Below are 22,261 nucleotides of genomic sequence, written 5' to 3' on the forward strand. Positions count from 1 at the left end.
CCTTTAGCACTCAACACCCTCAAGTGCTAACAATATTATTATAACCCTTATCTCCTATCTTGTCAAGCAAAAAAACCAAAAATTAGCACTCTTTTTTATAGAGTGCTAATTTTTGATCCTTTTAAATAAATCCCACTTCTTTTGCAATGAAACGAATGCTAAAGAGGCTAACAAGCATGACCGCTAGGGGAAATAATAGTGTTAAATTTTGCTGATGTATGAGATATTGATAACCCCAATCAATGAATACCAAGACAGCTGCTATCTCTAAAACCCACAACCCCACATTGAAAAAGCGAAGTATGAGTAAGATAAGGAGGAACACTAAGAGTATTTCTATTATATTCTGCCATTGGGCTACGGGAGCCAGAGTTTTATTGATAAAACCTGTTACTGTACGGCTTGTATTTTGAAAAACAGTCGTAAAAGTATTGGGTGATGCTAAAAGTCGCTGTGTAGTAATCATCAAAGTGTAGAGAAACAAGGCAATATTAGCATATAAAATCAAGTAAGCTTTATTCAACATTTGTGTGTGACTCCTTTTAAGTCCCTTTATTTTTTACTGGGGTAATAACTTCAAGTATTCTTCGAGGGTAAGGTTATGTTTCGCCATATACTTGGCATTATCCACACCTACATAGCGAAAATGCCAATCCTCATAATCGACACCGGTGGATGATTTTCCACCTTCTGGGAAACGAAGTACAAAACCATATTCGGGCGCGATTTTCTTCACTTGTGCAACTATGTCTTCAGGACTTTGATTTAAAGCGTCCACTGTCGACATATCCACAGCTAACCCTGTTTGGTGTTCTGAGCTACCCGCGGGCTGTGAATAAGTTTTAACATTAGTTTCAGCTTCTTCACGAGATATGGGTTGCCCAGTGTTATTCACTGATCCTGCAGCTCCAATCATTTCATTTTCCACATAAGTGTTAAAAAGTTGCTCTTGATAAGCTACAGAGCGATACGCTGAAATCAAGTGTTCTGAGGGATCAATAGCTTGCGCTGCTGCCAAAAATTTAACAAGAGCATCTGCAATACGTTGATCAACCTGTACACTGCCAACAGTCGTAAGTTCTGGGGAGAGTTCCTCTTTTGGATTTTCCCTATTTACTAGAACCAAATTCCAGTCAGAACGATGAGCCTTAGGTAAATCGGTGGTTTTACTTTCAGCTGTCGAACTTGAAGATGAAGTCTGGCTTGATTCAGCTGTTTGCTTCGTCCCTTGTGGTTTAAGCTTACTCACAGCAAATACACATAGTCCAATGAGAGCCATGAGAATGATAAAACTTCCAATGACTCTTCCTTTTTTTAGTTTTCTTTTTTTAGTTCTTCTTTGCATGTTCTACAATCTCTGCTCCAAGTTTACGATACTCCATTGACCCGATATCTCCCACTTCAAAATTGCCATTTTCAAAAGTAAGATGTGTCACGGAACCATTATCCAAATTATGAGGGCGTTCTTTATCTGGTTGAAGCATCTTGATATAGCTTGCGATAGTCATACCATGACTGACTATGACGATATTCTTAGCTCCAGCAGCTTCTGCTTCAGTGGCCATATCAGAAAAGCCATTCATAATGCGGCCAGAGAGCTCTTCCCATGTCTCTGCCCATCCAGCTGTATCTACTTCATAGATTGCACGCGCCAGTTCTTCATCTGAAGGAAATTTCCCTGACTCTTGCATACCTTTTTCAGCAAATATAATAGGAAGAACGCCATCAAAAAGTTCTCCATCATAGCCCCCATCAAAAGAACCAAAGCACCATTCCCGAATACGTTTATCCATCTTATAAGGAATATCCTTATTCTCAGAGTATTCCAAGATAAAGCCCATCGTTTGTATCGTTCTCCCAGAGTCAGAAGAATATGCACGATCAAACTTCAAACCTTTGGATTTGAAACCCAGTCCCAACTCCATAGCGCCGCGCTCACCTTCTGCAGTGAGGGGCGTATCCGACCAACCTTGGGCTCTACCGATTGTATTAAACATTGTTTTTCCGTGTCTTACCAAATAAATCTCAACCATGAACTCACCTTGTCTTCTATTATATATATCCTTAATTATACTTTATTTCAAAGCAATTGAACAGAGAAAAAAACCTCTTCCTACGGAAGAGATTTTCTATCTATGTAGTATTCTTAGCTAAATTTTTTAATCTTCTCTTGAATCTCACGTGCTGAGTCTTTCAACTTATCAGCTTCTTCTTTGGTGATACTATCAATAAATCCTGGGTAAGCTTGTGCTCCATCACGCCCAACAAGTGCTGGCGTTGACAAATACGCATCCAATTCAGCATCGTAGTGTGAGCAGACTACAGCTGCTTTAGCATCAGATAAAATGAGATTCATCAGACTCACTGAAGCTGCAGCAATAGCGAAGTTCGTATAGCCTTTTCCTTCATAAACAATGAAGCCGCCATGACGTGCTGAATTTTCAATTTTTTCAAGGTCAAAATTGTTTGTTGCTGCAGTTTTTTCAAAGGGTACACCGCCAATGTTTACTGTTGACCATGCTGCAAATTGTGAATCCCCATGCTCACCGAGCATATAACCATTCACACTTCTCGCATCTACGCCAGCTTCTTCAGCAATATAGCGGTGTAAACGTGCAGAGTCCAGATATGTTCCTGTTCCAAAAACTTGGTTTTTTGGTAAGTTAAGAGCTTGTGAATAAAGCTGTGCAATCACGTCGTTAGGGTTAGTTACGATTAAGAAAACACCATTAAAGCCTGAAGCATTGATTTCATCTGCAACTGCTTTAACCATGGGTGTATTAATTTTCAACTCTTGGAAACGATCTTGAGCATCGAGAGCTTTGATGTGACCCAAGGCAGAAATAACGACTTCTGCATCAGAGAGATCTGGATAATCACCGACTGTAATCTTAGTATGACTGTTGAGTAGACTAGCTGCATCAAGCATATCAAAAGCTTCAGCTTTAGACTTGGCAGTATTTTTATCAATAAGGACTAATTCATCAACATAGCCTGCTTGAACAATCATTTGAGCGATCATTGCTCCGACATTCCCTAACCCAATTATACCTACTTTACGCATCTGAATCTCCTTTAAATTATAGAGGGTTCTCCTCATTGTTTGTTTCATTGTATCAAAAAAAATCCCTTTTTTCAGAGATTTTTTCTTTTATTTACCCAAGAACTGTTTTAGCCAACTTGCTTTTTTTAGGATTCCTAAAAGTAATACAGATGTTCCAACTCCTGTTACTACACCTCCCGTCCCAGCTGCATGCACAGCTATAGTATGTTTACGCTCTTCGGCCTCTTTATCAGCATTTACTGCTGAATTAGTAGAAAAATACTGTGGTGTCCATGAAACATTAGTTTCTATCCCTGTCTGCGGAAGGCGAAGAACTTCCTCTTGAGTAGAAGTTTTAACTACTGTATCTTTAGCCTCTGTCGTGGCAGTTTCTGTTTCCACCTTTTTATCATGGCTATTTGTTTTCCGATTATTTGTATCCTGAGATTTTGCTGAAGTCTCTTCTGTTTCTGGTGTTGGGAGTGACACTGTAGGAAGGCTAATATCCGGCTGCTCTGGTATTATTGGTGGTGCTGTAGGGATAATAGGAACGGGTTCGCCCACAGTTACCAAGGGAAGAGTATTGTCTGGCTTAATTGGCACTGTCGGCGTAATAGGAACAGGCTCGCCTATCGTTACTGGCGGAAGTGTGATATCTGGTTTTTCTGGCACAAGCGGAGGCATCGTTGGCGTAATGGGCTGTGGATTTTCAGGCGTTGTTGGTACTACATCTGTATTTGATCCTTCAGTTATAGAACTCCCAATATTATTATCCTGCAGCATCTGAGATTGCACACGTGCCACTGAAGCAGAATATACTTTACTCGGATTAGGAATGATGATTTGCCCTAATAATATCATGGTTGCTAAGAGCATGCAATATCTTTTCTTTCTCATTATCTTTTCCTCCTCTCTCATTATTTTTGTTAAACACCCTTTTCAAACTCCTGCTGATTTGCAATCGCTTTTTGCGCTCGAAGGGTGCTTGGTTCAGCAAGCAAGCTCTGCTCCACACGAGCATTTTTTATCTCTAACTCCAACAGCTTAACTGCTTCATATAAAGTTCGAGCATCCTCTACACTTAAAGCTTCAATAATATACCCCAAGCTCTTGGCGTTCAGATACTTTTCAGGAACATCAGTACTTGTTAATGTCTCACATGCTAACGCCTCTTTTAAGCTTTCAATCAATAATTGCCTTTTTTCATTGTATTTAGGGAAAAGTTGCTTAACTAAAGCTTTTCGACCGATAGGAAGAGTATTACTTCCGAATATTTTTTTAAAAATATCATTTAAGAAAATCCCAAGTGCACACAATGCAAAGCTTAGCATGAATGTGATTAAAAACGTCTCTAAAACCGAACGTCCTAACTGTTCATGCCCCTGTACAAATGAGAAATCATTTATAATATAAAAAGCCAAGATAAGGACAGGGAAGCTAAAAGACAATAATGCCGAGCGATGATTAATTTTGTTCTGAATTTCTTGATGAAATTCAATGTTTATAACTTCAAGCTGATGGAGCTTTTCTTCGATTGTTTCGATTGTTTCCATCAATTCTTGACAATGATCCAGCGCCACACTCTCCTCCTTTCCCATAGTTTCCTTTCTCTCTATCATTAGATTTCCAAAACATTCCAATTTTCTATCTCATGTAACCTTTTGTACACCAAAAAGTAAAAAAAGACTTATTGTTTACATTTTAACATTTTAATTTGCTGTTTTTTGTTACATTTATGTTAAATAAACAAAAAAAAACATCCAAAGGATGTTTTTTGATTTATTAATTATGTTTCGATACATTCAATCGGTTAATCGCACGATGAAGCGCAACTTCTGCACGTTTAGCTTCATCAGTCCTATGGGCTGCTTTAGCTTCTTCAAGCTCTTTTTCAGCTCGAAGTTTTGCACGTTCCGCACGTGGAACATCGATATCACGATTACGCTCAGCAGAATCTGCAATCACTGTAATCATGCTATCTTTTACTTCGATGATACCGCCATTGACAGCAATATAATCAACGTGCTTCACATCATCAGGACGGCGCACTTTAAGTTCACTAATTTGTAAACCAGCAATTGTAGAAATCATGTTGGGTAAAATCCCCATGTCCCCACCAATCGTATGCGCAAGAATGTAGGTTGCATGGTGATCATAAATAACACCCGCAGGAGTGATGACTTGAATAGCCATGACATTTTCACTCATTTCAGCAACCTCCTATCTTAGTAACCCATTTTTTTAGCTTTTTCGAGAACATCTTCGATTGGGCCTACACCACGGAAAGCATCTTCTGGGATTGAATCGTATTTACCATCAAGAATCGCTTTGAAATCTTCAACAGTTTTTTCGATTGGTACATATGATCCAGGTACACCAGTAAATGTTTCAGCAACGTTAAAGTTTTGTGAGAGGAAGAATTGGATACGACGTGCGCGATTAACCAATACTTTTTCATCATCAGATAATTCATCCATACCAAGGATAGCAATGATATCTTGTAATTCTTTATAACGTTGGAGCACACGTTGTACTTCCATAGCTACTGCATAGTGTTCTTCACCAACAATTTCAGGTGTAAGAGCACGAGATGAAGAAGCCAATGGGTCAACGGCTGGATAGATACCCATTTGTGTCAAACGACGTTCCAAGTTTGTTGTTGCATCCAAGTGAGCGAAGGCTGTTGCTGGCGCAGGGTCAGTATAGTCATCGGCTGGGACATAAATCGCTTGGATAGATGTTACAGAACCTTGTTTTGTAGAAGTGATACGTTCTTGAAGTTGACCCATTTCAGTTGCCAATGTAGGTTGGTAACCAACAGCTGATGGCATACGTCCTAAGAGGGCAGATACTTCTGAACCAGCTTGGGTGAAACGGAAGATATTATCAATGAAAAGCAAAACGTCTTGTTTTTCCACATCACGGAAGTATTCAGCAATTGTCAAACCAGTAAGAGCAACACGCATACGTGCTCCAGGTGGTTCATTCATTTGACCAAAGACCATGGCTGTTTTTTCAATAACGCCTGATTCTTTCATTTCCCAATAAAGGTCATTACCTTCACGTGTACGTTCCCCAACACCAGTAAATACTGAAATACCACCGTGTTCTTGGGCAATGTTGTGAATCAATTCTTGGATAAGGACGGTTTTACCAACTCCGGCACCACCGAACAATCCAATCTTACCACCTTTAAGGTATGGAGCAAGCAAATCAATGACTTTAATCCCTGTAACGAGGATTTCATTTGCTGTTGAAAGTTCATCAAAAGATGGGGCTTTTTTATGGATCGGGCTACGTTCTGCATTTTCAGCAAATGCTTCGCCTCCATCAATAGCATCTCCAAGTACATTGAAGACACGTCCAAGTGTTTCTTGACCTACAGGAACGCTGATAGCTTTACCTGTATCGAGAACTTCAAGTCCACGTGTCAAGCCATCAGTTGATTCCATAGCGATAGTACGTACAGCACCATCACCAAGTTCCAAAGCAACTTCAAGGACGATTTTAGTTTTAACGCCGTCTACATCTTTGTAAACGATAAGTGCGTTATTAATCTCAGGAAGAGTCGCGCCTGACGCAAATTCAACGTCGACAACGGGCCCAATGACCTGAGTAATTTTACCAGAACTCAATGTTTTTCCTCCTAGTTTATTTTTCTGTCTTTAATTCTTTAAGAAAGGTTACCGTGTGTTTAAAGCGCTGAGGCTCCTGCAACAATTTCTGTAATTTCTTGTGTAATTGCTGCTTGACGCGCACGGTTATATTGTATTGTCAGATCGTTAATCACTGTCTTAGCATTATCTGTAGCTGTACGCATTGCCGACATACCTGCAGCATGTTCAGCTGTTTTAGCGTCAACAATCGCACCGTAAATCATGCTTTCGGCATACTGAGGTAAAAGCTGATCTAAAATAGCTTCACGGCTTGGTTCCAGTTCGAAACTCACCAATGATACTGGTGTTTCTTCTTCTGGTTCCTCTGATTCATCAAAAGTAATCGGAAGCATTTTTTGCATGCGAGCTTCACTTGTCAATGAATTGATATGGTGATTGTAGCAAACATAGAGCTGATCAAATTCTTCATTTTGATAGCGAGATACAGCCTGACGTACAATTTCACGAACTTCTTCAAAACTTGGTTGGTCAGTCAAACCACGTAATTCATAAGATAATTCTACATTACGTGAGCGGAAAAAATCAGCTCCTGTTCCACCTAGGGCAAGAATACAATATTCATCTGGCCCTTGGTGTTTTTCACGTAATTTATTCATGACTGACTTCAAGATATTGGAGTTGTAACCTCCCACAAGGCCACGATCCGAAGTGATAACTAAATATCCTGTTTTCTTAACTGGACGTTTTGTCATCATTGGATTTTTAGAGGGGCCACGATCTGCAGCAACCAAGTCGGTTGTCACTTGACGCACCTTATCTGCATAAACCTGATAAGTTTTCGCAATCTTTTCTGATTTTTGCAATTTCGCTGCGGATACCATTTGCATGGCGCCAGTGATATGACTTGTTTTTTCTGTTGAAGCAATTTTTGATTTAATTTCGCTAAGTGAAGCGCCCATAATGAACCTCCTTATTTAACGTAATTTGTAGTTTTCTTGAAGGCTTTGATTGCATCGTCAAGTTTTGCTTCATCTGGCAAATCTTTAGTATCTGTGATGACTTGTAAAAGTTCAGCATAGTTGATATCGAAGAAATCAAACATTTTTTCTTCAAAATCAAGAATATCTTCTACAGGAACATCATCAAGGTGACCATGTGTCAATGCATAAAGAATAAGAACTTGTTTTTCAACTGCCAATGGCTTATGTAATGGCTGTTTCAAAACTTCAACTGTACGACGTCCACGGTTCAGTTTAGCTTGTGTTGCTTCGTCAAGGTCAGAACCAAATTGTGTAAATGCTTCAAGTTCACGGAATGAAGCCAAGTCCAAACGAAGAGTACCAGCAACTTTTTTCATTGCCTTGATTTGCGCTGCACCACCAACACGGGATACAGAAGATCCGGCATCAATGGCTGGACGAATACCTGAATAGAAAAGATCGTTTTCGAGGAAGATTTGTCCATCTGTGATTGAGATAACGTTTGTCGCGATATAGGCAGAGATATCTCCGGCTTGTGTTTCAATGAAAGGCAAAGCTGTCATTGAACCACCACCTAGGTCATCGCTCAATTGCGCTGCACGTTCCAAAAGACGTGAGTGGAGATAGAAGACATCCCCTGGGTAAGCTTCACGACCTGGTGGACGACGGAGCAAGAGTGAAAGTTCACGGTAAGCCACGGCTTGTTTAGATAAATCATCGTAAACAACAAGAACGTGTTTTCCGTTGTACATAAACTCTTCACCCATAGCTGCACCCGCATAAGGTGCGATATAAAGCAAAGGTGATGGCTGTGATGCTGAAGCTGTTACAACGATTGTATAATCCATAGCTCCAAGTTTACGGAGTGCTTCAACTTGTGTACGAACTGTAGATTCTTTTTGACCAATTGCAACATAAATACAGATGATGTCTTTACCTTTTTGGTTAAGAATTGCATCGATAGCTACGGATGTTTTACCTGTTTGGCGGTCACCGATGATCAACTCACGTTGACCACGACCGATTGGTACAAGTGCATCAATGGCTTTTAGTCCAGTTTGAAGAGGTTCTGAAACTGATTTACGTTGCATAACACCTGAAGCTGGAGCCTCTACAGGACGTGTTTTACCTGTATTGATGTCGCCTAAGCCATCAACGGGTTGTCCGAGTGCATTTACAACACGGCCGATGAGTTCTTCACCGACTTGGATTTCCATGATTTTACCTGTACGTTTTACTGTGTCTCCTTCGCGGATGCTAAGGAAATCACCAAGTACGATAATACCAACGTCTGTACTGTCTAAGTTTTGCGCCATACCATATACGCCGTTATCAAACTCGACAAGCTCACCGCTCATCGCATTTTCAAGGCCGTAAGCACGGGCGATACCGTCACCAACATAAGTGACGACACCAGTTTCAGCAACTTCAAAATCTGGTGTAAAATTTTCAATTTGTTGTTTAATCAGTGAGCTGATTTCATTCGCTTTGATTGCCAAATGTATTTTGCTCCTTTCTGAGTTTTCATGTTAAATGGCTGAGAATTATTTCTCAAAGGAGATTCTTAGAGAATCTCTTTGGCAATTTTTGCCAATTGTGATTTGACAGAAGCATCAATGATTTTTCCACGTGAATTTACAATAAATCCACCGACAATCTTTTCATCTACTGTGTTCACGATTGTTACTTCGTTCAAATCAAATTTTGATTTAGCGAGAGCAACAAATTTTTCGATTTGTGTTTCGGTTAATTTCACGCTTGAAATGACCTCTACGTCAGCAATCCTAAACATATCGTCTGCCGTATTTTTAATTTCAGCAAGAATTTCTGATAAATCAGCTAATCGTCCGTTTGCACGAACAGTATCAAGGAAATTTTTCATCAGTGGTGATGAATTTTCTTTGATACTGTCAATAACTTCAGATTTTGCTGTTGTAGAGTATACTTCTGTTCCGAAGAAAGAAGCAAGATCATCTTCTTTAAAAAGTTGTGTCAGTTCGTTAACCTCAGAAAGAATAACTTCCAATTGAGATTGTTCTTCTGCAACTTCAAGCAAGGCTTTACTGTATTTTTGAGAATTGACTGTTGTCATTTACAACCAACCTCCTATTCGCCAAGCTTAGCAATATAGCTGTCAATAAGTTCTGATTGTGCTTGTGAATCCAAAGATTGACCGATGAGTTTTTCAGCAATTTGTACTGAAATATCAGCAACGTCCCCTTTAACTGAACTAAGCGCTTCTTTTCGTTCTTGTTCAATATCTTCTTGGGCGCGTTTTTTAACATTCGCTGCTTCTTCGTTGGCTGTGGCCAAGATGTTTGCACGATTTTGTTTAGCTGTATCATTGGCTGTTTGGATAATGCTTGCAGCTTCTTCTTTAGAACCTGCAAGTTCATTTTCACGTTGCGCTAATAATGTTTCTGCTTCTTTTTTTGACAGTTCTGCAGTTGTAATATCGTTATTGATTTTATTTGCACGTTCTTCAAAGATACCTGTAATGGCACCCCACGCAAATTTACGAACCAAGATCAGCAAGATGATGAATGCACCGCTGACAACGATAATGTTACCAAGAACTGTATTCGGAGCAGTTTCTAATAATGTAGTAAGCATTTCTACTCCTTTCCTAGTGTTCTGCTAAAATTTTGTGGCTAATGTAAAGATTTGTCAAAAGAACAAAAACATAAGCCTGAAGAGATGAAATAAAGATTGAGAATGCTATCCAAGCCATTGCTAAAATCCATGTCACAGGAAGAATAAACCAGCCAGAATCAATCATTCCAGCAATAATTCCCAGAAGAACTTCACCAGCAAAGATATTACCATAAAGACGAAGTCCCATAGAAAGGGCATTTGTAAATTCTTCCATAATAGTCATCGGAAGCATTGCTTTAGGTTCTTTCCAAAAGGCATTTTTAAGATAGCCTTTAAAGCCAAACTGTTTCACACCAAGAGTATTGGCGAGTACAATGACCAAGACTGCTAAAGTCAAGTCAACTGTTGAGTTTGCTGTTGGAGAACGCCATAAGCTGATGTCACCCGGTGCAGTGATTTTAGTAACTAGCCCAATAATATTCGAAATCAAAAGGAAAGAAAAGAGTGTAAAACTCATGAGGGCATACTTTGGTGACTCTTTAGCACCTAGATTTTCACGTCCGATGCCGTTAATAAAGTCAACTACCCACTCAAGGACGTTTTGCTTACCTGTAGGCTTAAGCTGCATATTGCGACTTGCCCAATAAATCAAACCAAAGACAATTAAAACGGTCAATGCCGTCATATATAGGATGACACCGTCAAAAGTCACTGGTCCAACATTAAAAGTCCATGTTGATTCCATAGCTAGTCTTCCTTTCTAAATAATTGTTGAGTATAAAAGTTAAATCAACGATTTTTAGAACAAGAAAGCCATAGCTAAGGCGATGAAGAATGTACCTTCGGCAAAGGCAACACCAAGGAACATACTTCCGCGAAGTTTTCCTTCCATTTCTGGTTGGCGTGCAACAGCATTAATAAATGCTGAAACAATAAGTCCATCACCGATAGCGGCACCAAGTGCACTAATACCAATAGCTACTGCTTTAAGAGCTTCAATTGAGATTGTTGTCATTTAATGACCTCTTTCTATGTGCGATTTTTCGCAAATTTTTATTACTATGAAATTATAGTCCTATTCAATCCGTTTGTCAAAACTTAACCTAAGATTATCAAACATTTTTCTCTAAATCGTTCGGCCTTTTTAAAGCAAACGTTTTCTTTAGGATTTATTTAAGTTTCAAGGTTTTATATTTTAATTTTAAGCTGTTTAACTTAGGCGTTCTTCTTCCTTATAATCAATAGGAAGCCATTTTAAAACGGTCTCGATTTGTTTTGTCCAATAGTACCACTCATGTGTACCTGGTGCATTCTCATAGCGCAGCTCAAAGCCTTTTTCCTCAAGAAATTGAGCCGCTCTATTATTTCCGGAAATAAGATAATCCTGTTCACCACACCAGCTGTAGAGCTTTGGCTTTTCACCTGTATGGTGTTCTGCAAGATAGAGGATACTGTTTTCGCTGTCGTTAAAGTGATCAAGATCGCCAAAAATTCCTGTCCAATAGGCTTCGTTCTCAGCGCTCTGTTCTTTTAGGTCAGTCATATCCAATGCTCCTGATAAGCTTGCTGCATAACTAAATTTTTCAGTCGCCAAGGCCAGCTTAAATGCGCCATAACCTCCCATAGATAAGCCTGCGATGAAGTTCTTTTCCCTCTTAGTACTTAAGTTAGGAAAGAAATTATGAACCACCTGTGGCAGTTCCTTGGCGATCGCATCAAAATATCTCATCCCGTAATTGGTATTCGTATAGAAGCCCAAATCGGTTGAGGGCATAACAATCGCAAGTTGGGTATGACGAATTAAACGATCAATCCCTGTTCTTATAAGCCATGAATCTTCATTTCCAGACATCCCATGCAACAAATAAAGCACTGGAATGTCATTTCCATCTTTTACTCCCGTCTTGCTGGCTTCTGGGTAAATCACGTTAAACTTACGATTCATCCCCAGTACTTCGGAGTAATATTCAATATTTATAATAGCCATCTTTCCTCCCATCCCGTTTACTTTTATGATTCAAGTAAACGTTTCCTACTATTATAACATAAGAATTATTACATATCGCCTTATTCTCATTGCTATTCAATCAAAAAGCCAGACTGTTTTGTCATATAGTATGTAACATTTTTGTACCCCAAACTTACTTTACTGTTTGAATTTGCCAGCTGCCTTTTTTATATAGGAGACGGATCGCTCCTTGCTGGTCTGTCCGATAAATTTTTATTCCTCGTGCAGTTAATTGGTGAAGCGTCTCTTGACTCGGATGTTTATATCGATTATTTTTTCCAGCAGAAATAAGAGCAATCTTAGGCTTAATCGCTTCTAAAAAACCTTCCTTTGTAGAAGTCTTACTGCCGTGATGTCCAACTTTTAGGATATCAACCTCTAAATGTGGATATCCTTTCTGGAGTTTAGCCTCTCCCTCTTCTTCTAAGTCACCTGTAAAAAGAAATTTCTTCCCATAAAATTCACCAAATGTCACTAAAGAATTATCATTATCGCTTTTTCCTTCACCTCCTGTCGTTAAAAATCGGAGATAGCTGTTAAATATGGGAATCTTGTCTCCCTCTTGCACAATGTGAATCTGACTTTTTAAGCTGCTTAGTTTTTTCACAAAAATTTGCTTCTCTAATGCACTAGCTGAGACATAAATATTTTTTATTGGTACTTTCTGAGCTACACTCTTCAAGTCTCCAATATGATCCTCATCTGGATGTGTCACTATCAGGGCATCTATCTTACTCACTCCACGCGCTCTCAGATAAGGGAGAAGTGTACGCTCCGCATTACTTTTATAGCTTCCTTCCCTCCAGTGCTCATCAGTTCTTATCTTTAATCTACCGCCAGTATCTATTAGGATATTTTTACTGTTCCAGCTGTCCTGCAAGAGAATACTGTCTCCTTGTCCCACATCCACCATTGTAATACTTGGGTGTTTAGGATTCTTAACCAGAAAAAAAATACAGAAAAGAACAAGTATTATGACTAAATTCCAATTTCTTTTTTTATAAAAATCCAGTATAAGTCCACTCAGAATAAAAAGTAAAAGTAAAAATATAACATCTGGTTTTCCAAACACAATTGGTTTGTCGAATAAATTACCAACCAGCTTTACTACTGATTCTAAAACAACAAAAAAAGGATTAAGTAATGTCAGATTAATACCAAGTAAAGAAAGGAGAAAAACAAAAAGCAAACCAGGTAAGAGTAAAAAATCAAAGATCATACTGAATAGTAAAGTCAATATTATCGATAATGGCTGAAAACTATGGAAATGAAAAATCAAAAGCGGAAGGACTCCTACAGCTAAAACAGTAGAATCAAGTAAAGACTTTTTTAGCCCTTTCACTTCTTTGAATTTTCGCGATATGAACGTGATTAAGAAAGAATAGAGCATCGTCAATTGTCCCCCTGTAGTCAGTAGAAAATATGGACTGAACACTATTAAAAGAAGAAAAGTGATAGAAAATCTATCGCTTGGATTTTTAAAAGGGATATTTTTTTGTAGGAGCGCACGTAAGATTGAAAGAGATAAGCCTGTAAGAAATGCATAAAATATCGAAAAGGGAATCTGGATAAAAAAGACTAACTTTCGTGATAAGCCTAGTCTTAGTAAAACATTTCGAAGGAGTTCAATAAAAAAATTCACTTGCATACCTGACAAAGCAAATAAATGGATAATACCGAGACTAGTGTAGAGCTCCTCCATTTCTTCAAAGTCTTTATCTAGCCAACCAAACAGAAGTCCTGTCATATAGGAGGACATCGGTGCTGGAAAATGTTCCTGTGTCCAAAGGATAGCTCTTCTACGTATAAGACGTAAATCAAATTCATATGTTTGTTCAAAGCCATGAATTTTTTCTATTTCGAGAAGTCGATAAATACCTTGAGTTCTTAAATACTTTCTATAATCAAAGCCAGTAAAGTTTCGCTGTCCCTCTGGAATCTCCAAAGTACCTTCAAGATATAATGTCCCCTTTACGGCAAGATTTTTAAAGTATTCTTTCTCTTTTTCAGAAGACAACGTGTAAAAAGCTTGATAATCTCTTCCATCTACTTCACCTCTAAAACTGAGCCTACTTCCATTCACTTGAAGAGTATCCATGTAGGGTGTGATTTTAGAAATCTTTGCTGGTTGTTTATTTTCTTGTAATTCATCTTCTTTTTTAACCATGTGTAAGAACAAGCTAAAGCATAGTAAAAGAGCTAACAAACCATAATATTGACGATATAAAGCAACAATAATACTGAAAAGGCTAAAAACAATGATAGGCCATGAAAAACTAAAAATAAGAAAATAAACCAAAACCAAGAGATAAACTAAATAGATAAGCGAAAATTTTTGTTTCATCTGACTAACTGTCTCTCTCCTAATCTACTGTGATTGCTTCTTTCAATTTTTCTAATGTTTTAGGGCCAAATCCGCTCACCTTAGTCAATTCTTCCACTGTCTGAAAGGAACCATTTTCAGAACGGTAATCCAGTATATCTTGTGCTTTTTTTGCTCCCACACCACTAAGTTGCTGCAATTCAGTTAAATCTGCTGTATTAATATTAATTTTTGCTTTTTCGGCGGTTTTGTTGGTATTTTCTGTGTTTTCTAACAAGTGATTTGTATCTGCTTCCCCTCGCAAAGGAACATAAACTTCAGCTTCATCTTGCAACTTTTTTGCCAGATTTATTCCTTTTCTCTCCGCTTCTTCCGTAAAACCACCAGCACTTGCTACTGCATCGGATACACGGTTTTTTGAAGACAATTTGTAGATACCAGGTTTTTTAACAGCGCCTTTAACATCAACAATGATTTCATCCTCATCTACCTTTTCAGTATTTTTCTTCTCTGAACCGTCTTTTTCCTTGCTTCCCTCTACCCACTCAGGTAAACCTTCTTCTTTCTTAGGCAGATCAGGAACTTTTTTATTCCAGTAAAATATACCTAAAATAGTCAATGCTAAAACAACTCCAACAATAGTTTTTAAATTTTCATTTATATATTCTGTTATTTTTTTCATAATTCTAAGTACGAAAAAACATGCAGTTTTTCACTACATGTTTTTACAAAACTATTTTTAAATTCCAAAACTCACAATGATTAAGCCCACAACTACTAAAACAGCTAGGAAACCTGCATTTACGAGAGCAAAGTATTTTACAAATCCTGCCGTTTCACCACGTGCTTGAACGCGAATGATTTTATAGGCAATCAATGTTGCCATTGAAGCAACCATTGTGCCTATACCACCAATATCTGCACCTATAACAACAGAAACAGCATGGGGTGTAAAAGGTGATATAAGAATTGGTGCTGCGATATTAGAAATAATTTGACTCATAAATACCGTTCCTAAGAAGGACATCTGTGGGTCAACAAAGGTATTGCTAATAAAGTCCGTAAGTACTTGAATATTTGCGATATTTCCTACAATTAAGAAGAAGAAAACAAAGGTAAGAAGCAAATGGTAATCTACACCCTTAAAGAGTTCTGGACGATAGAAAAGAACAATTACAGCTACGATAGCCACAGCAAGATAAAAATTAACATAACCAAAAACAGCTGCTGCCATTAAAATCATCAAGGCAATAAAAATTGAGGTTTCTAATCGATTAAACTTATTCACCTTTGTTTCAATTACCAAAGGTTCATTGTCAATAAATTGGCAAGCCAAGTTTAAGAGTAGAAAGCCTGCAAGCCAGAGTAATCCTGTTCCTTTAAAGAATTCCAAATTTGTCAATGATTGACCCAAATGATGCACTGGATTTTGATAAAAAGAATACAAATAAAGATTGTGTGGATTTCCTTGAGGCAAAAGACTCGAACCTGTATGGCAGGCAGGTACAATCATCGCCGCTCCAATATAAACAGACTTACGATTTTTTATTTCTCGAGTAATCGTCAAGTAGAGTGGTAAAATCGTCAATATGGTGAGGTCATTAGTAAAAAATACGGCAAAAAAGAAGGCCAGCATTGTGGTAAATCGTACAAGCTGACGCGTTGTCTTACTTCTTTTAACTAATGTTTGACCCATGTAGGACAAAATACCAGTAGATCGAAAACCAGCAATAACTAACATTAAACCAAAAACGGTCACTATGACTTTGTTATCAAAAAATTCAGTTTGTATGCCGCCCATGCTCACTGAAATAACGGCGATAATAAACGATACAAGAAAGACCTTATCAACAATAAAAAACTGGGTCAACTTTTTGAAAGCAGTATCTGGCTTTCTTGTGATTTGCTGTTCCATGTTTTCTCCTTAAAAAACTGATTAATTGCACTCCTACAATTATACAACTTTTTTCCATGAAATTACGAAAAAGATTATAAAAAAAACGATTTTTTTTTGGAAGTATAAATACAGCAAGGAATATCGGTTCTAAAAACTTACTTTAAACAAATAAAAAGTACTGTTTACAGTACTTTTGTAGTCCAAGATTCACAATTCCAAGTCTCAGTTGCAACATCTTGGTAGAATTCTGGTTCATGGGAAATTAAAAGAATCGTTCCCTTGTATTCTTGCAAGGCACGTTTGAGTTCATCCTTGGCATCCACATCCAAATGGTTGGTTGGTTCATCAAGGACAAGAACATTGCTTTCAGCATTCATTAATTTGCACAAACGGACCTTGGCCTTTTCGCCACCACTTAGCACAGCAACCTTACTTTCGATGTGTTTTTTAGTTAAGCCACAACGTGCCAACGCAGCACGAACTTCCGCTTGGTTCATTGCTGGAAAAGTATCCCATATCTCTTCCAAACAGGTTTTTCCATTATCGCTTTTGACTTCTTGCTCAAAGTAGCCAATCTCTAACTTTTCACCTTTTTGAACCTCACCATCAAGTGCTTGTATTTCGCCTAGGATACTCCGCAATAGTGTTGTTTTACCGATTCCGTTTGCACCAGTGAAAACAATCTTCTGTCCACGTTCAGCTCGCAAGTTAAGCGGGCGAGATAAAGGTTCAGTATAACCAATAACTAAATCCTTCGTCTCAAAAATAAGTTTGCTTGAAGTTGGACCTTTTTTAAAGTCAAATTGCGGTTTTGGTCGTTCTGCACTTAACTCAATCATATCCATTTTATCTAGCTTTTTCTGACGAGACATTGCCATGTTACGTGTAGCTACACGTGCTTTATTTCGTGCCACAAAATCTTTAAGGTCTGCAATTTCTGATTGCTGACGCTTGTAAGCAGCCAACTCTTGTTTTTTCTTCATCTCATAGACAGATTGAAAGGCCTCATAATTACCAACATAGCGATCTAAAGAGCCATTTTCCATATGATAAATGATGTTGATAACCGAGCTTAAGAAAGGTATGTCATGCGAAATCAAGATAAAGGCATTTTCATAGTCTAAGAGATACTGCTTAAGCCATGCAATATGTTCTTCATCCAAATAGTTTGTTGGTTCATCCAGCATCAGGATTTCGGGTTTTGTCAGCAAGAGTTTTGCTAAGAGGACTTTCGTACGTTGTCCGCCCGAAAGGTCTTCAACATCTCGCTCAAAACCGATTTCATGAAGACCAAGCCCACGTCCGATTTCTTCCACTTTAGAGTTAATTTGATAAAAGTCACTTTGTTCCAGAATATCTTGCAGTTCACCGACTTCTTCCAAAAGTTGATCCATTTCTTCTGGAGTCACATCTCCCATTTTCAAATACAGATCATTAATTTCCGCTTCAATATCAAAAAGATACTGAAAGGCACTTGAGAGAACGTCACGAATCGTTTGTCCTTTTTGTAAGACTGCATGTTGATCCAGATAACCAACACGAACTTTTTTAGACCATTCCACTTTTCCTTCATCAGGTTGCAAGGCTCCTGTCACGATATTCATAAAGGTTGATTTTCCTTCACCATTCGCGCCGACAAGTCCAACGTGTTCTCCTTTAAGGAGGCGGAAAGATACATTTTCAAAAATCACGCGCTCACCAAAGCCATGGGATAAATTTTTTACATTGATAATACTCATATTACTGCTCTTTCTTTTACATACTGTTTAATAGTTTAACACAAAAAGTTAAAAGTAGGAAGTTGTGTTATTTGTTCAGGAAATCTGATACATATCTGAGTTTCTGGTTAGAATAGCCCCTTGTAATTTAAAAAGTATAAAATAAATATGCCCCTCATAAATCACAAAGGGCATATTTACACTTATAATATTTTTTCATCGGAAAACCTGTGCCATATTTATTACCCGATACAAGCGAAGATTTTCTTACGAAAATCTCCGTTTGCTGATTCAATCGGGAAAAAGCCTTGCTTTTTCTTTAACCGATACGAGCGAAGATTTTCTTACGAAAATCCCTATTTACTGATTCAATCGGGAAAAAGCCTTGCTTTTTCTTTAACCGATTGAACCCTCCAATCTAATTTTTCTACTATTATAATAGTATAAAATTATAAAAGTTGATTATATAAAGCTCTGTAAATATCAAACTTTTTCTACAAGTTGTGGAAAATATACTAAAGTTTTATACTTATGCCCCTTTTTTGCCCCCTAAATTAAAATCCCTACAGAGTGCAGGGATAAATTGGAATAACTAAATTGTGTACTTAGAGTATAACAAAAAACTCCTCGAAAATTTGAGGAGTCTTTTGTAATTATTATCTTATGCCTTTGATATTATAACAAAAATAGTTTTACATGCATAGAGTAATATTGGTTCTCCTGTACCTTTCTAGACAATTTTTATATTCTGTTAATATTATAAAAAAGCGCCCATAACTTTTATAGGCGCTCATATAATTGTAATCTGATTCCCGGAACACAAATATTATATTGAAAAACACGCTGGCAACGTGTTTTATATTCAGGAAATTTTTCTACTTGCCTTAAACAGTATAGCATTATCAAGTGTTCTATGCTAAAAATTTGTTTATAACAACCACTCAGTAATTGGCTAAGTGTATAATTTTGAATAATTTTTTATAGCATATTGTTGTATTTGACAACAGTAAAAAAGCCCCCCAGTATAACAGTGGGGGACTTGTATTTGTCATATATTTATCCTTGGAGGACCTAACCATTCTAACATTGTTTGATTCTCAAACAAAATGAAAAAGTTTAAAATAATAGCATTTTTGAACATAGAAACATCAATTGTAGAGTCCACTTTTCTACTACTTGACAATTCATATCTAATTCTTTTTAAAAAAAAAGACCTTGATATTATATACCAAAGTCTTCGGAGTATTTTTATGAAAAAGTCCTAACCGGACTGTATCAGTATACCATTATTTGGTTCCCGAACAAAGTGAAAAACTTAAAATAGCAGTGTTTTTATACAAATAATTCCTGATGTCAAGAGTAATATTAGTACAGACTGAGAAGGGTCTAATTACTCATTTTCTTTCTGAAACAAAAAATCTCTGTCTTAAAGCAGAAAAGTCAGAGTGGTTTTTAAGAAAGACTCTTAAACATAGCTATTTTAATATTGTTTGGCAACCAAATGAAATAAAAATACTTAAAAAGTGAATAACAAAAACCACGCTGGCAAACGTAGTTAAGATAATGAATAGTGTATTTATCTTTTCAATTATTTTTTTCCTTTGCAATTTTAACATAGTTTGATTATCAAATAAATTTTTTTGTTTAAAAATAATATTATAGTTATATATAAAAAATCCCCACCGAAGCAGGGAATAACCTATTAAGAACAGGTGTTTATTGCTTGTACTATTCTGTTTTTTGATATAAAAATAGGTAAAATAAAGCATCTGTTATTATCACCTCTTAAATTTTTTTAGAGAGACTCATTTCAACGACAATAGAACAAGTTACTATTGGAAGTTTACCCCTCTGCTATAACTATTTTTAAAGCCTCTTCAACAATATCCTCTTCCTTAGGATTTTCTATTTGTAGACGAGTTGCTTCACCAATTGCTGCACTGTCAGCAGTTTGCACAGATTGTTTTATCTTAGGGTCATTAATAGAATTTATATATGCACTTTGTTTTTCTTTAGCATTTCGAATTAATGTTTTGTAATGTTCTAGTTTATTTACTCTTTCTTCACTTTGTGGATTTTCTGTACTATTTTTCTGTCCACTATAACTAGAATTATTTTGACTTCCAACACCTTCTATTGTAGAACTATTAGTGGTTGTCTGCTTCCCTTCAGATATATTGCCTTCCATGACAGCTTCTGACGAAATGGTTTTATTAGATTTTATTTCTTTACTTTTTTCCTCACTCTTTGGTTCAGTCTTTTTCTCATCTTCTTGCTTATTTGACGAACAAGCTATAAGTGAAAAAGAAGATAAAAGCAGTATGGATAATAGTGTTATTTTCTTCATAAATCCCTCCATTCTTATTTTATTACAAAATCAGATAAATTGGAACTAGCGCTTATCCTTATCAATCAATTTTTACAAAAAAACCCCAAAATTCCCCTATGAATAAAAAACGCCCACACAAGGCGGACGTATTAGATGAATACCCTATTTATGGGCAAAATAATTATATCAGCTCAATTAAGTTTTGTAAATTGATAATAAAAGTCACATTGGTAAGACTTTTATTATAGAATGCACTCCATCTCTTTTAATATCTTTTCAATTTGTATTTTGCATTCTTTTGCAGATATTTCAGTTTACCATTTTCTGGATCTTCCGTATAAATAGCTAATACTTTTTGACCATCAGGAATAATTTTAGACTTCAGATTTAACACAGTATTCGGATAATAAATCTGATCATCATCAGAATATTTAAAACCAATTGCTAAAAGAAGACGACTAGTTCTGATTGAAGCATCAAACGTTAATTTCTCAAATTTCCCGTTTCCTGTAAGAAAACAGGGTTTAGTAAACAAATCCTCAAAACAATGAAGAGCGGATAATTTTTGGAAGGTGGTCCCATCTGCTTTTATAAGCATATTTCTAGTAGAAAGTCTTTTTCTCTTAAAATCTTTCCAAAGAGCTTTCCCACCTCTATCGTAGTGTATTCCTAGCAAGTGAGGTATATTTCTTGTCTCAATTTTAAACGAAATTTCAGTTTTCTGTGTACAAATAATTATATCTTTACCGATTAACTCAGAATCAATAAAAGATAGCACGGACTTTATAGTCAATAACTCTTTTTGTAAAATTAAAAACTCTGAATTTGTAGGTTTCTTAAATCCTATTCTCTTTTCCATGCTACTCCAATAAAAAATAAACACCCCGATTAGGGGTGTGATAATTCCTGTGGGGAATTTTTATGGTGTCCGCCACCTCTCGCTACGTAAAGTAGCCACAAACAGTATCGAGTTATCGTACTCGCAACGGTACTCAAGTTAATGAGTGAAATCTTCGAGATTATAGTGTTCCCCATCACTTTAGAAAGGAGGTGATAAATGAAACCAGATAAAGCAATTTGAACAACTGAGCTTTTAATCCGTATTTATTACCTTAAAAGTATTATAACAAATTTTTGTAGTATTTCAACAAAAAATGCAACTTTTTTCGTACTTTTTGATACTTTTTCCGTATTTTTTGACGTTTTTTTCGTGCTTTTTATATTGGTTATATAATACTTTTTACACAAAAAGTAGTTCAAAACATAACGCTCTCCTTATACTTTAACCCAAATTTTTGAATTCTTCCATGGAGAAACAACAAAAACACCCGTTCAATCAACTGAATTCTATCACTTAACTTTGTGATACAATAACTTTAATAGAAAGGAAATCAGATGACACGAGAAGAATTAATTAATTTAGTTTTAAAACAAACAACTTCATTTGAGGATTACCCATTTAACAATAATATCCGAGAAAAAATCCTATGGACAACAATCAGACAAAAATCGAATAAAAAAATTATTGTCTTAATTTTTGAAAAAGACAATGAACTATTAATTGATTTAAAACTTACTCCAGAGCATGGTGAAGAAGCTCGACAAATCCGTGGTGTATTCCCAGGTTATCATATGAACAAAACACACTGGAATACTGTAAGTATAAACAATACCGACCTTACACCAGAGGGACTTATTCAGATGATTAAAGAAAGTGACACTCTTACTCAAAAATAACAAAAACACCCCTA

22 protein-coding genes are annotated in these 22,261 nt (G+C 36.8%); 1 reads left to right on the forward strand and 21 read right to left on the reverse strand.

Going from position 1 to position 22,261, the window contains the following annotated elements:
* Nucleotides 1-121: 121 nt before the first annotated feature.
* From KJS37_RS01040 to KJS37_RS01140, 21 genes are all read right to left on the reverse strand, one after another.
* Nucleotides 122-526, reverse strand: coding sequence for a hypothetical protein (locus KJS37_RS01040; protein ID WP_096368618.1), 405 nt, complete (start codon nt 524-526; stop codon nt 122-124).
* A gap of 33 nt (nt 527-559) precedes the next feature.
* On the reverse strand, nt 560-1,345 hold the full coding sequence (locus tag KJS37_RS01045; RefSeq protein ID WP_213495489.1) for a M15 family metallopeptidase: 786 nt from the start codon (nt 1,343-1,345) through the stop codon (nt 560-562).
* Nucleotides 1,329-2,033: a histidine phosphatase family protein gene (locus KJS37_RS01050; protein ID WP_165713165.1), complete on the reverse strand. Its 705-nt coding sequence runs from the start codon at nt 2,031-2,033 to the stop codon at nt 1,329-1,331. The genes KJS37_RS01045 and KJS37_RS01050 overlap by 17 nt, the downstream gene beginning before the upstream one ends.
* 113 nt (nt 2,034-2,146) lie before the next feature.
* Nucleotides 2,147-3,064 carry a lactate/malate family dehydrogenase gene (locus KJS37_RS01055; protein ID WP_213495491.1) on the reverse strand — a complete coding sequence of 306 codons (918 nt, stop codon included), beginning with the start codon at nt 3,062-3,064 and terminating at the stop codon, nt 2,147-2,149.
* Nucleotides 3,065-3,151: 87 nt separating this feature from the next.
* On the reverse strand, nt 3,152-3,940 hold the full coding sequence (locus tag KJS37_RS01060; RefSeq protein WP_213495493.1) for a hypothetical protein: 789 nt from the start codon (nt 3,938-3,940) through the stop codon (nt 3,152-3,154).
* Between the two features lie 29 nt (nt 3,941-3,969).
* Nucleotides 3,970-4,641: a hypothetical protein gene (locus tag KJS37_RS01065; protein WP_213495738.1), complete on the reverse strand. Its 672-nt coding sequence runs from the start codon at nt 4,639-4,641 to the stop codon at nt 3,970-3,972.
* A gap of 184 nt (nt 4,642-4,825) precedes the next feature.
* The gene (locus tag KJS37_RS01070; RefSeq protein ID WP_017368857.1) at nt 4,826-5,251 is read right to left on the reverse strand and encodes a F0F1 ATP synthase subunit epsilon; all 426 of its coding nucleotides are present in this window, start codon (nt 5,249-5,251) and stop codon (nt 4,826-4,828) included.
* A gap of 17 nt (nt 5,252-5,268) precedes the next feature.
* Nucleotides 5,269-6,678, reverse strand: a complete 1,410-nt coding sequence (gene atpD, locus KJS37_RS01075) for a F0F1 ATP synthase subunit beta (protein ID WP_004259151.1) — start codon at nt 6,676-6,678, stop codon at nt 5,269-5,271.
* A 59-nt stretch (nt 6,679-6,737) separates the two neighbouring features.
* Nucleotides 6,738-7,619, reverse strand: a complete 882-nt coding sequence (locus KJS37_RS01080; protein ID WP_017368856.1) for a F0F1 ATP synthase subunit gamma — start codon at nt 7,617-7,619, stop codon at nt 6,738-6,740.
* A gap of 11 nt (nt 7,620-7,630) precedes the next feature.
* Complete coding sequence (gene atpA / locus KJS37_RS01085; protein ID WP_213495495.1) at nt 7,631-9,139, reverse strand: F0F1 ATP synthase subunit alpha; 1,509 nt, start codon at nt 9,137-9,139, stop codon at nt 7,631-7,633.
* 65 nt (nt 9,140-9,204) lie between these two features.
* A complete protein-coding gene (locus tag KJS37_RS01090) occupies nt 9,205-9,732 on the reverse strand; it encodes a F0F1 ATP synthase subunit delta (protein WP_213495498.1) in 528 nt (175 codons plus the stop codon).
* A gap of 14 nt (nt 9,733-9,746) precedes the next feature.
* Complete coding sequence (gene atpF / locus KJS37_RS01095) at nt 9,747-10,253, reverse strand: F0F1 ATP synthase subunit B (protein WP_017368854.1); 507 nt, start codon at nt 10,251-10,253, stop codon at nt 9,747-9,749.
* 13 nt (nt 10,254-10,266) lie between these two features.
* Nucleotides 10,267-10,980: a F0F1 ATP synthase subunit A gene (gene atpB, locus KJS37_RS01100; protein ID WP_017368853.1), complete on the reverse strand. Its 714-nt coding sequence runs from the start codon at nt 10,978-10,980 to the stop codon at nt 10,267-10,269.
* Nucleotides 10,981-11,034: 54 nt separating this feature from the next.
* Nucleotides 11,035-11,250, reverse strand: a complete 216-nt coding sequence (locus KJS37_RS01105; RefSeq protein WP_003135074.1) for a F0F1 ATP synthase subunit C — start codon at nt 11,248-11,250, stop codon at nt 11,035-11,037.
* Between the two features lie 195 nt (nt 11,251-11,445).
* Nucleotides 11,446-12,222, reverse strand: a complete 777-nt coding sequence (locus tag KJS37_RS01110; RefSeq protein ID WP_185767510.1) for an alpha/beta hydrolase — start codon at nt 12,220-12,222, stop codon at nt 11,446-11,448.
* Nucleotides 12,223-12,376: 154 nt separating this feature from the next.
* Entirely contained in the window at nt 12,377-14,587 is a 2,211-nt protein-coding gene (locus KJS37_RS01115) for a DNA internalization-related competence protein ComEC/Rec2 (protein ID WP_213495500.1), read from the reverse strand.
* Nucleotides 14,588-14,606: 19 nt separating this feature from the next.
* A complete protein-coding gene (locus KJS37_RS01120; protein WP_213495502.1) occupies nt 14,607-15,248 on the reverse strand; it encodes a helix-hairpin-helix domain-containing protein in 642 nt (213 codons plus the stop codon).
* A gap of 57 nt (nt 15,249-15,305) precedes the next feature.
* A complete protein-coding gene (locus KJS37_RS01125) occupies nt 15,306-16,481 on the reverse strand; it encodes an SLC13 family permease (RefSeq protein WP_213495504.1) in 1,176 nt (391 codons plus the stop codon).
* A gap of 164 nt (nt 16,482-16,645) precedes the next feature.
* Nucleotides 16,646-18,202: an ABC-F family ATP-binding cassette domain-containing protein gene (locus KJS37_RS01130; protein WP_017368848.1), complete on the reverse strand. Its 1,557-nt coding sequence runs from the start codon at nt 18,200-18,202 to the stop codon at nt 16,646-16,648.
* A 1,822-nt stretch (nt 18,203-20,024) separates the two neighbouring features.
* Nucleotides 20,025-20,528: a hypothetical protein gene (locus KJS37_RS01135; protein ID WP_213495506.1), complete on the reverse strand. Its 504-nt coding sequence runs from the start codon at nt 20,526-20,528 to the stop codon at nt 20,025-20,027.
* Between the two features lie 247 nt (nt 20,529-20,775).
* On the reverse strand, nt 20,776-21,369 hold the full coding sequence (locus KJS37_RS01140; RefSeq protein WP_213495508.1) for a PBECR4 domain-containing protein: 594 nt from the start codon (nt 21,367-21,369) through the stop codon (nt 20,776-20,778).
* A 536-nt stretch (nt 21,370-21,905) separates the two neighbouring features.
* Here KJS37_RS01140 and KJS37_RS01145 point away from each other — a divergent pair.
* Complete coding sequence (locus tag KJS37_RS01145; protein ID WP_213495510.1) at nt 21,906-22,247, forward strand: MmcQ/YjbR family DNA-binding protein; 342 nt, start codon at nt 21,906-21,908, stop codon at nt 22,245-22,247.
* The last annotated feature ends 14 nt before the right edge of the window (nt 22,248-22,261 follow it).

This window comes from Lactococcus formosensis (assembly GCF_018403745.1).
Classification (GTDB): Bacteria; Bacillota; Bacilli; order Lactobacillales; family Streptococcaceae; genus Lactococcus; species Lactococcus formosensis.

Bases quoted from the DNA above. Each gene is read 5' to 3' on its own strand.
- KJS37_RS01040 (WP_096368618.1), bottom strand. From the start codon at position 526: ATGTTGAATAAAGCTTACTTGATTTTATATGCTAATATTGCCTTGTTT.
- KJS37_RS01045 (WP_213495489.1), bottom strand. From the start codon at position 1,345: ATGCAAAGAAGAACTAAAAAAAGAAAACTAAAAAAAGGAAGAGTCATT.
- KJS37_RS01050 (WP_165713165.1), bottom strand. From the start codon at position 2,033: ATGGTTGAGATTTATTTGGTAAGACACGGAAAAACAATGTTTAATACA.
- KJS37_RS01055 (WP_213495491.1), bottom strand. From the start codon at position 3,064: ATGCGTAAAGTAGGTATAATTGGGTTAGGGAATGTCGGAGCAATGATC.
- KJS37_RS01060 (WP_213495493.1), bottom strand. From the start codon at position 3,940: ATGAGAAAGAAAAGATATTGCATGCTCTTAGCAACCATGATATTATTA.
- KJS37_RS01065 (WP_213495738.1), bottom strand. From the start codon at position 4,641: ATGGGAAAGGAGGAGAGTGTGGCGCTGGATCATTGTCAAGAATTGATG.
- KJS37_RS01070 (WP_017368857.1), bottom strand. From the start codon at position 5,251: ATGAGTGAAAATGTCATGGCTATTCAAGTCATCACTCCTGCGGGTGTT.
- KJS37_RS01080 (WP_017368856.1), bottom strand. From the start codon at position 7,619: ATGGGCGCTTCACTTAGCGAAATTAAATCAAAAATTGCTTCAACAGAA.
- KJS37_RS01090 (WP_213495498.1), bottom strand. From the start codon at position 9,732: ATGACAACAGTCAATTCTCAAAAATACAGTAAAGCCTTGCTTGAAGTT.
- atpF (WP_017368854.1), bottom strand. From the start codon at position 10,253: ATGCTTACTACATTATTAGAAACTGCTCCGAATACAGTTCTTGGTAAC.
- atpB (WP_017368853.1), bottom strand. From the start codon at position 10,980: ATGGAATCAACATGGACTTTTAATGTTGGACCAGTGACTTTTGACGGT.
- KJS37_RS01105 (WP_003135074.1), bottom strand. From the start codon at position 11,250: ATGACAACAATCTCAATTGAAGCTCTTAAAGCAGTAGCTATTGGTATT.
- KJS37_RS01110 (WP_185767510.1), bottom strand. From the start codon at position 12,222: ATGGCTATTATAAATATTGAATATTACTCCGAAGTACTGGGGATGAAT.
- KJS37_RS01115 (WP_213495500.1), bottom strand. From the start codon at position 14,587: ATGAAACAAAAATTTTCGCTTATCTATTTAGTTTATCTCTTGGTTTTG.
- KJS37_RS01120 (WP_213495502.1), bottom strand. From the start codon at position 15,248: ATGAAAAAAATAACAGAATATATAAATGAAAATTTAAAAACTATTGTT.
- KJS37_RS01125 (WP_213495504.1), bottom strand. From the start codon at position 16,481: ATGGAACAGCAAATCACAAGAAAGCCAGATACTGCTTTCAAAAAGTTG.
- KJS37_RS01130 (WP_017368848.1), bottom strand. From the start codon at position 18,202: ATGAGTATTATCAATGTAAAAAATTTATCCCATGGCTTTGGTGAGCGC.
- KJS37_RS01135 (WP_213495506.1), bottom strand. From the start codon at position 20,528: ATGAAGAAAATAACACTATTATCCATACTGCTTTTATCTTCTTTTTCA.
- KJS37_RS01140 (WP_213495508.1), bottom strand. From the start codon at position 21,369: ATGGAAAAGAGAATAGGATTTAAGAAACCTACAAATTCAGAGTTTTTA.
- KJS37_RS01145 (WP_213495510.1), top strand. From the start codon at position 21,906: ATGACACGAGAAGAATTAATTAATTTAGTTTTAAAACAAACAACTTCA.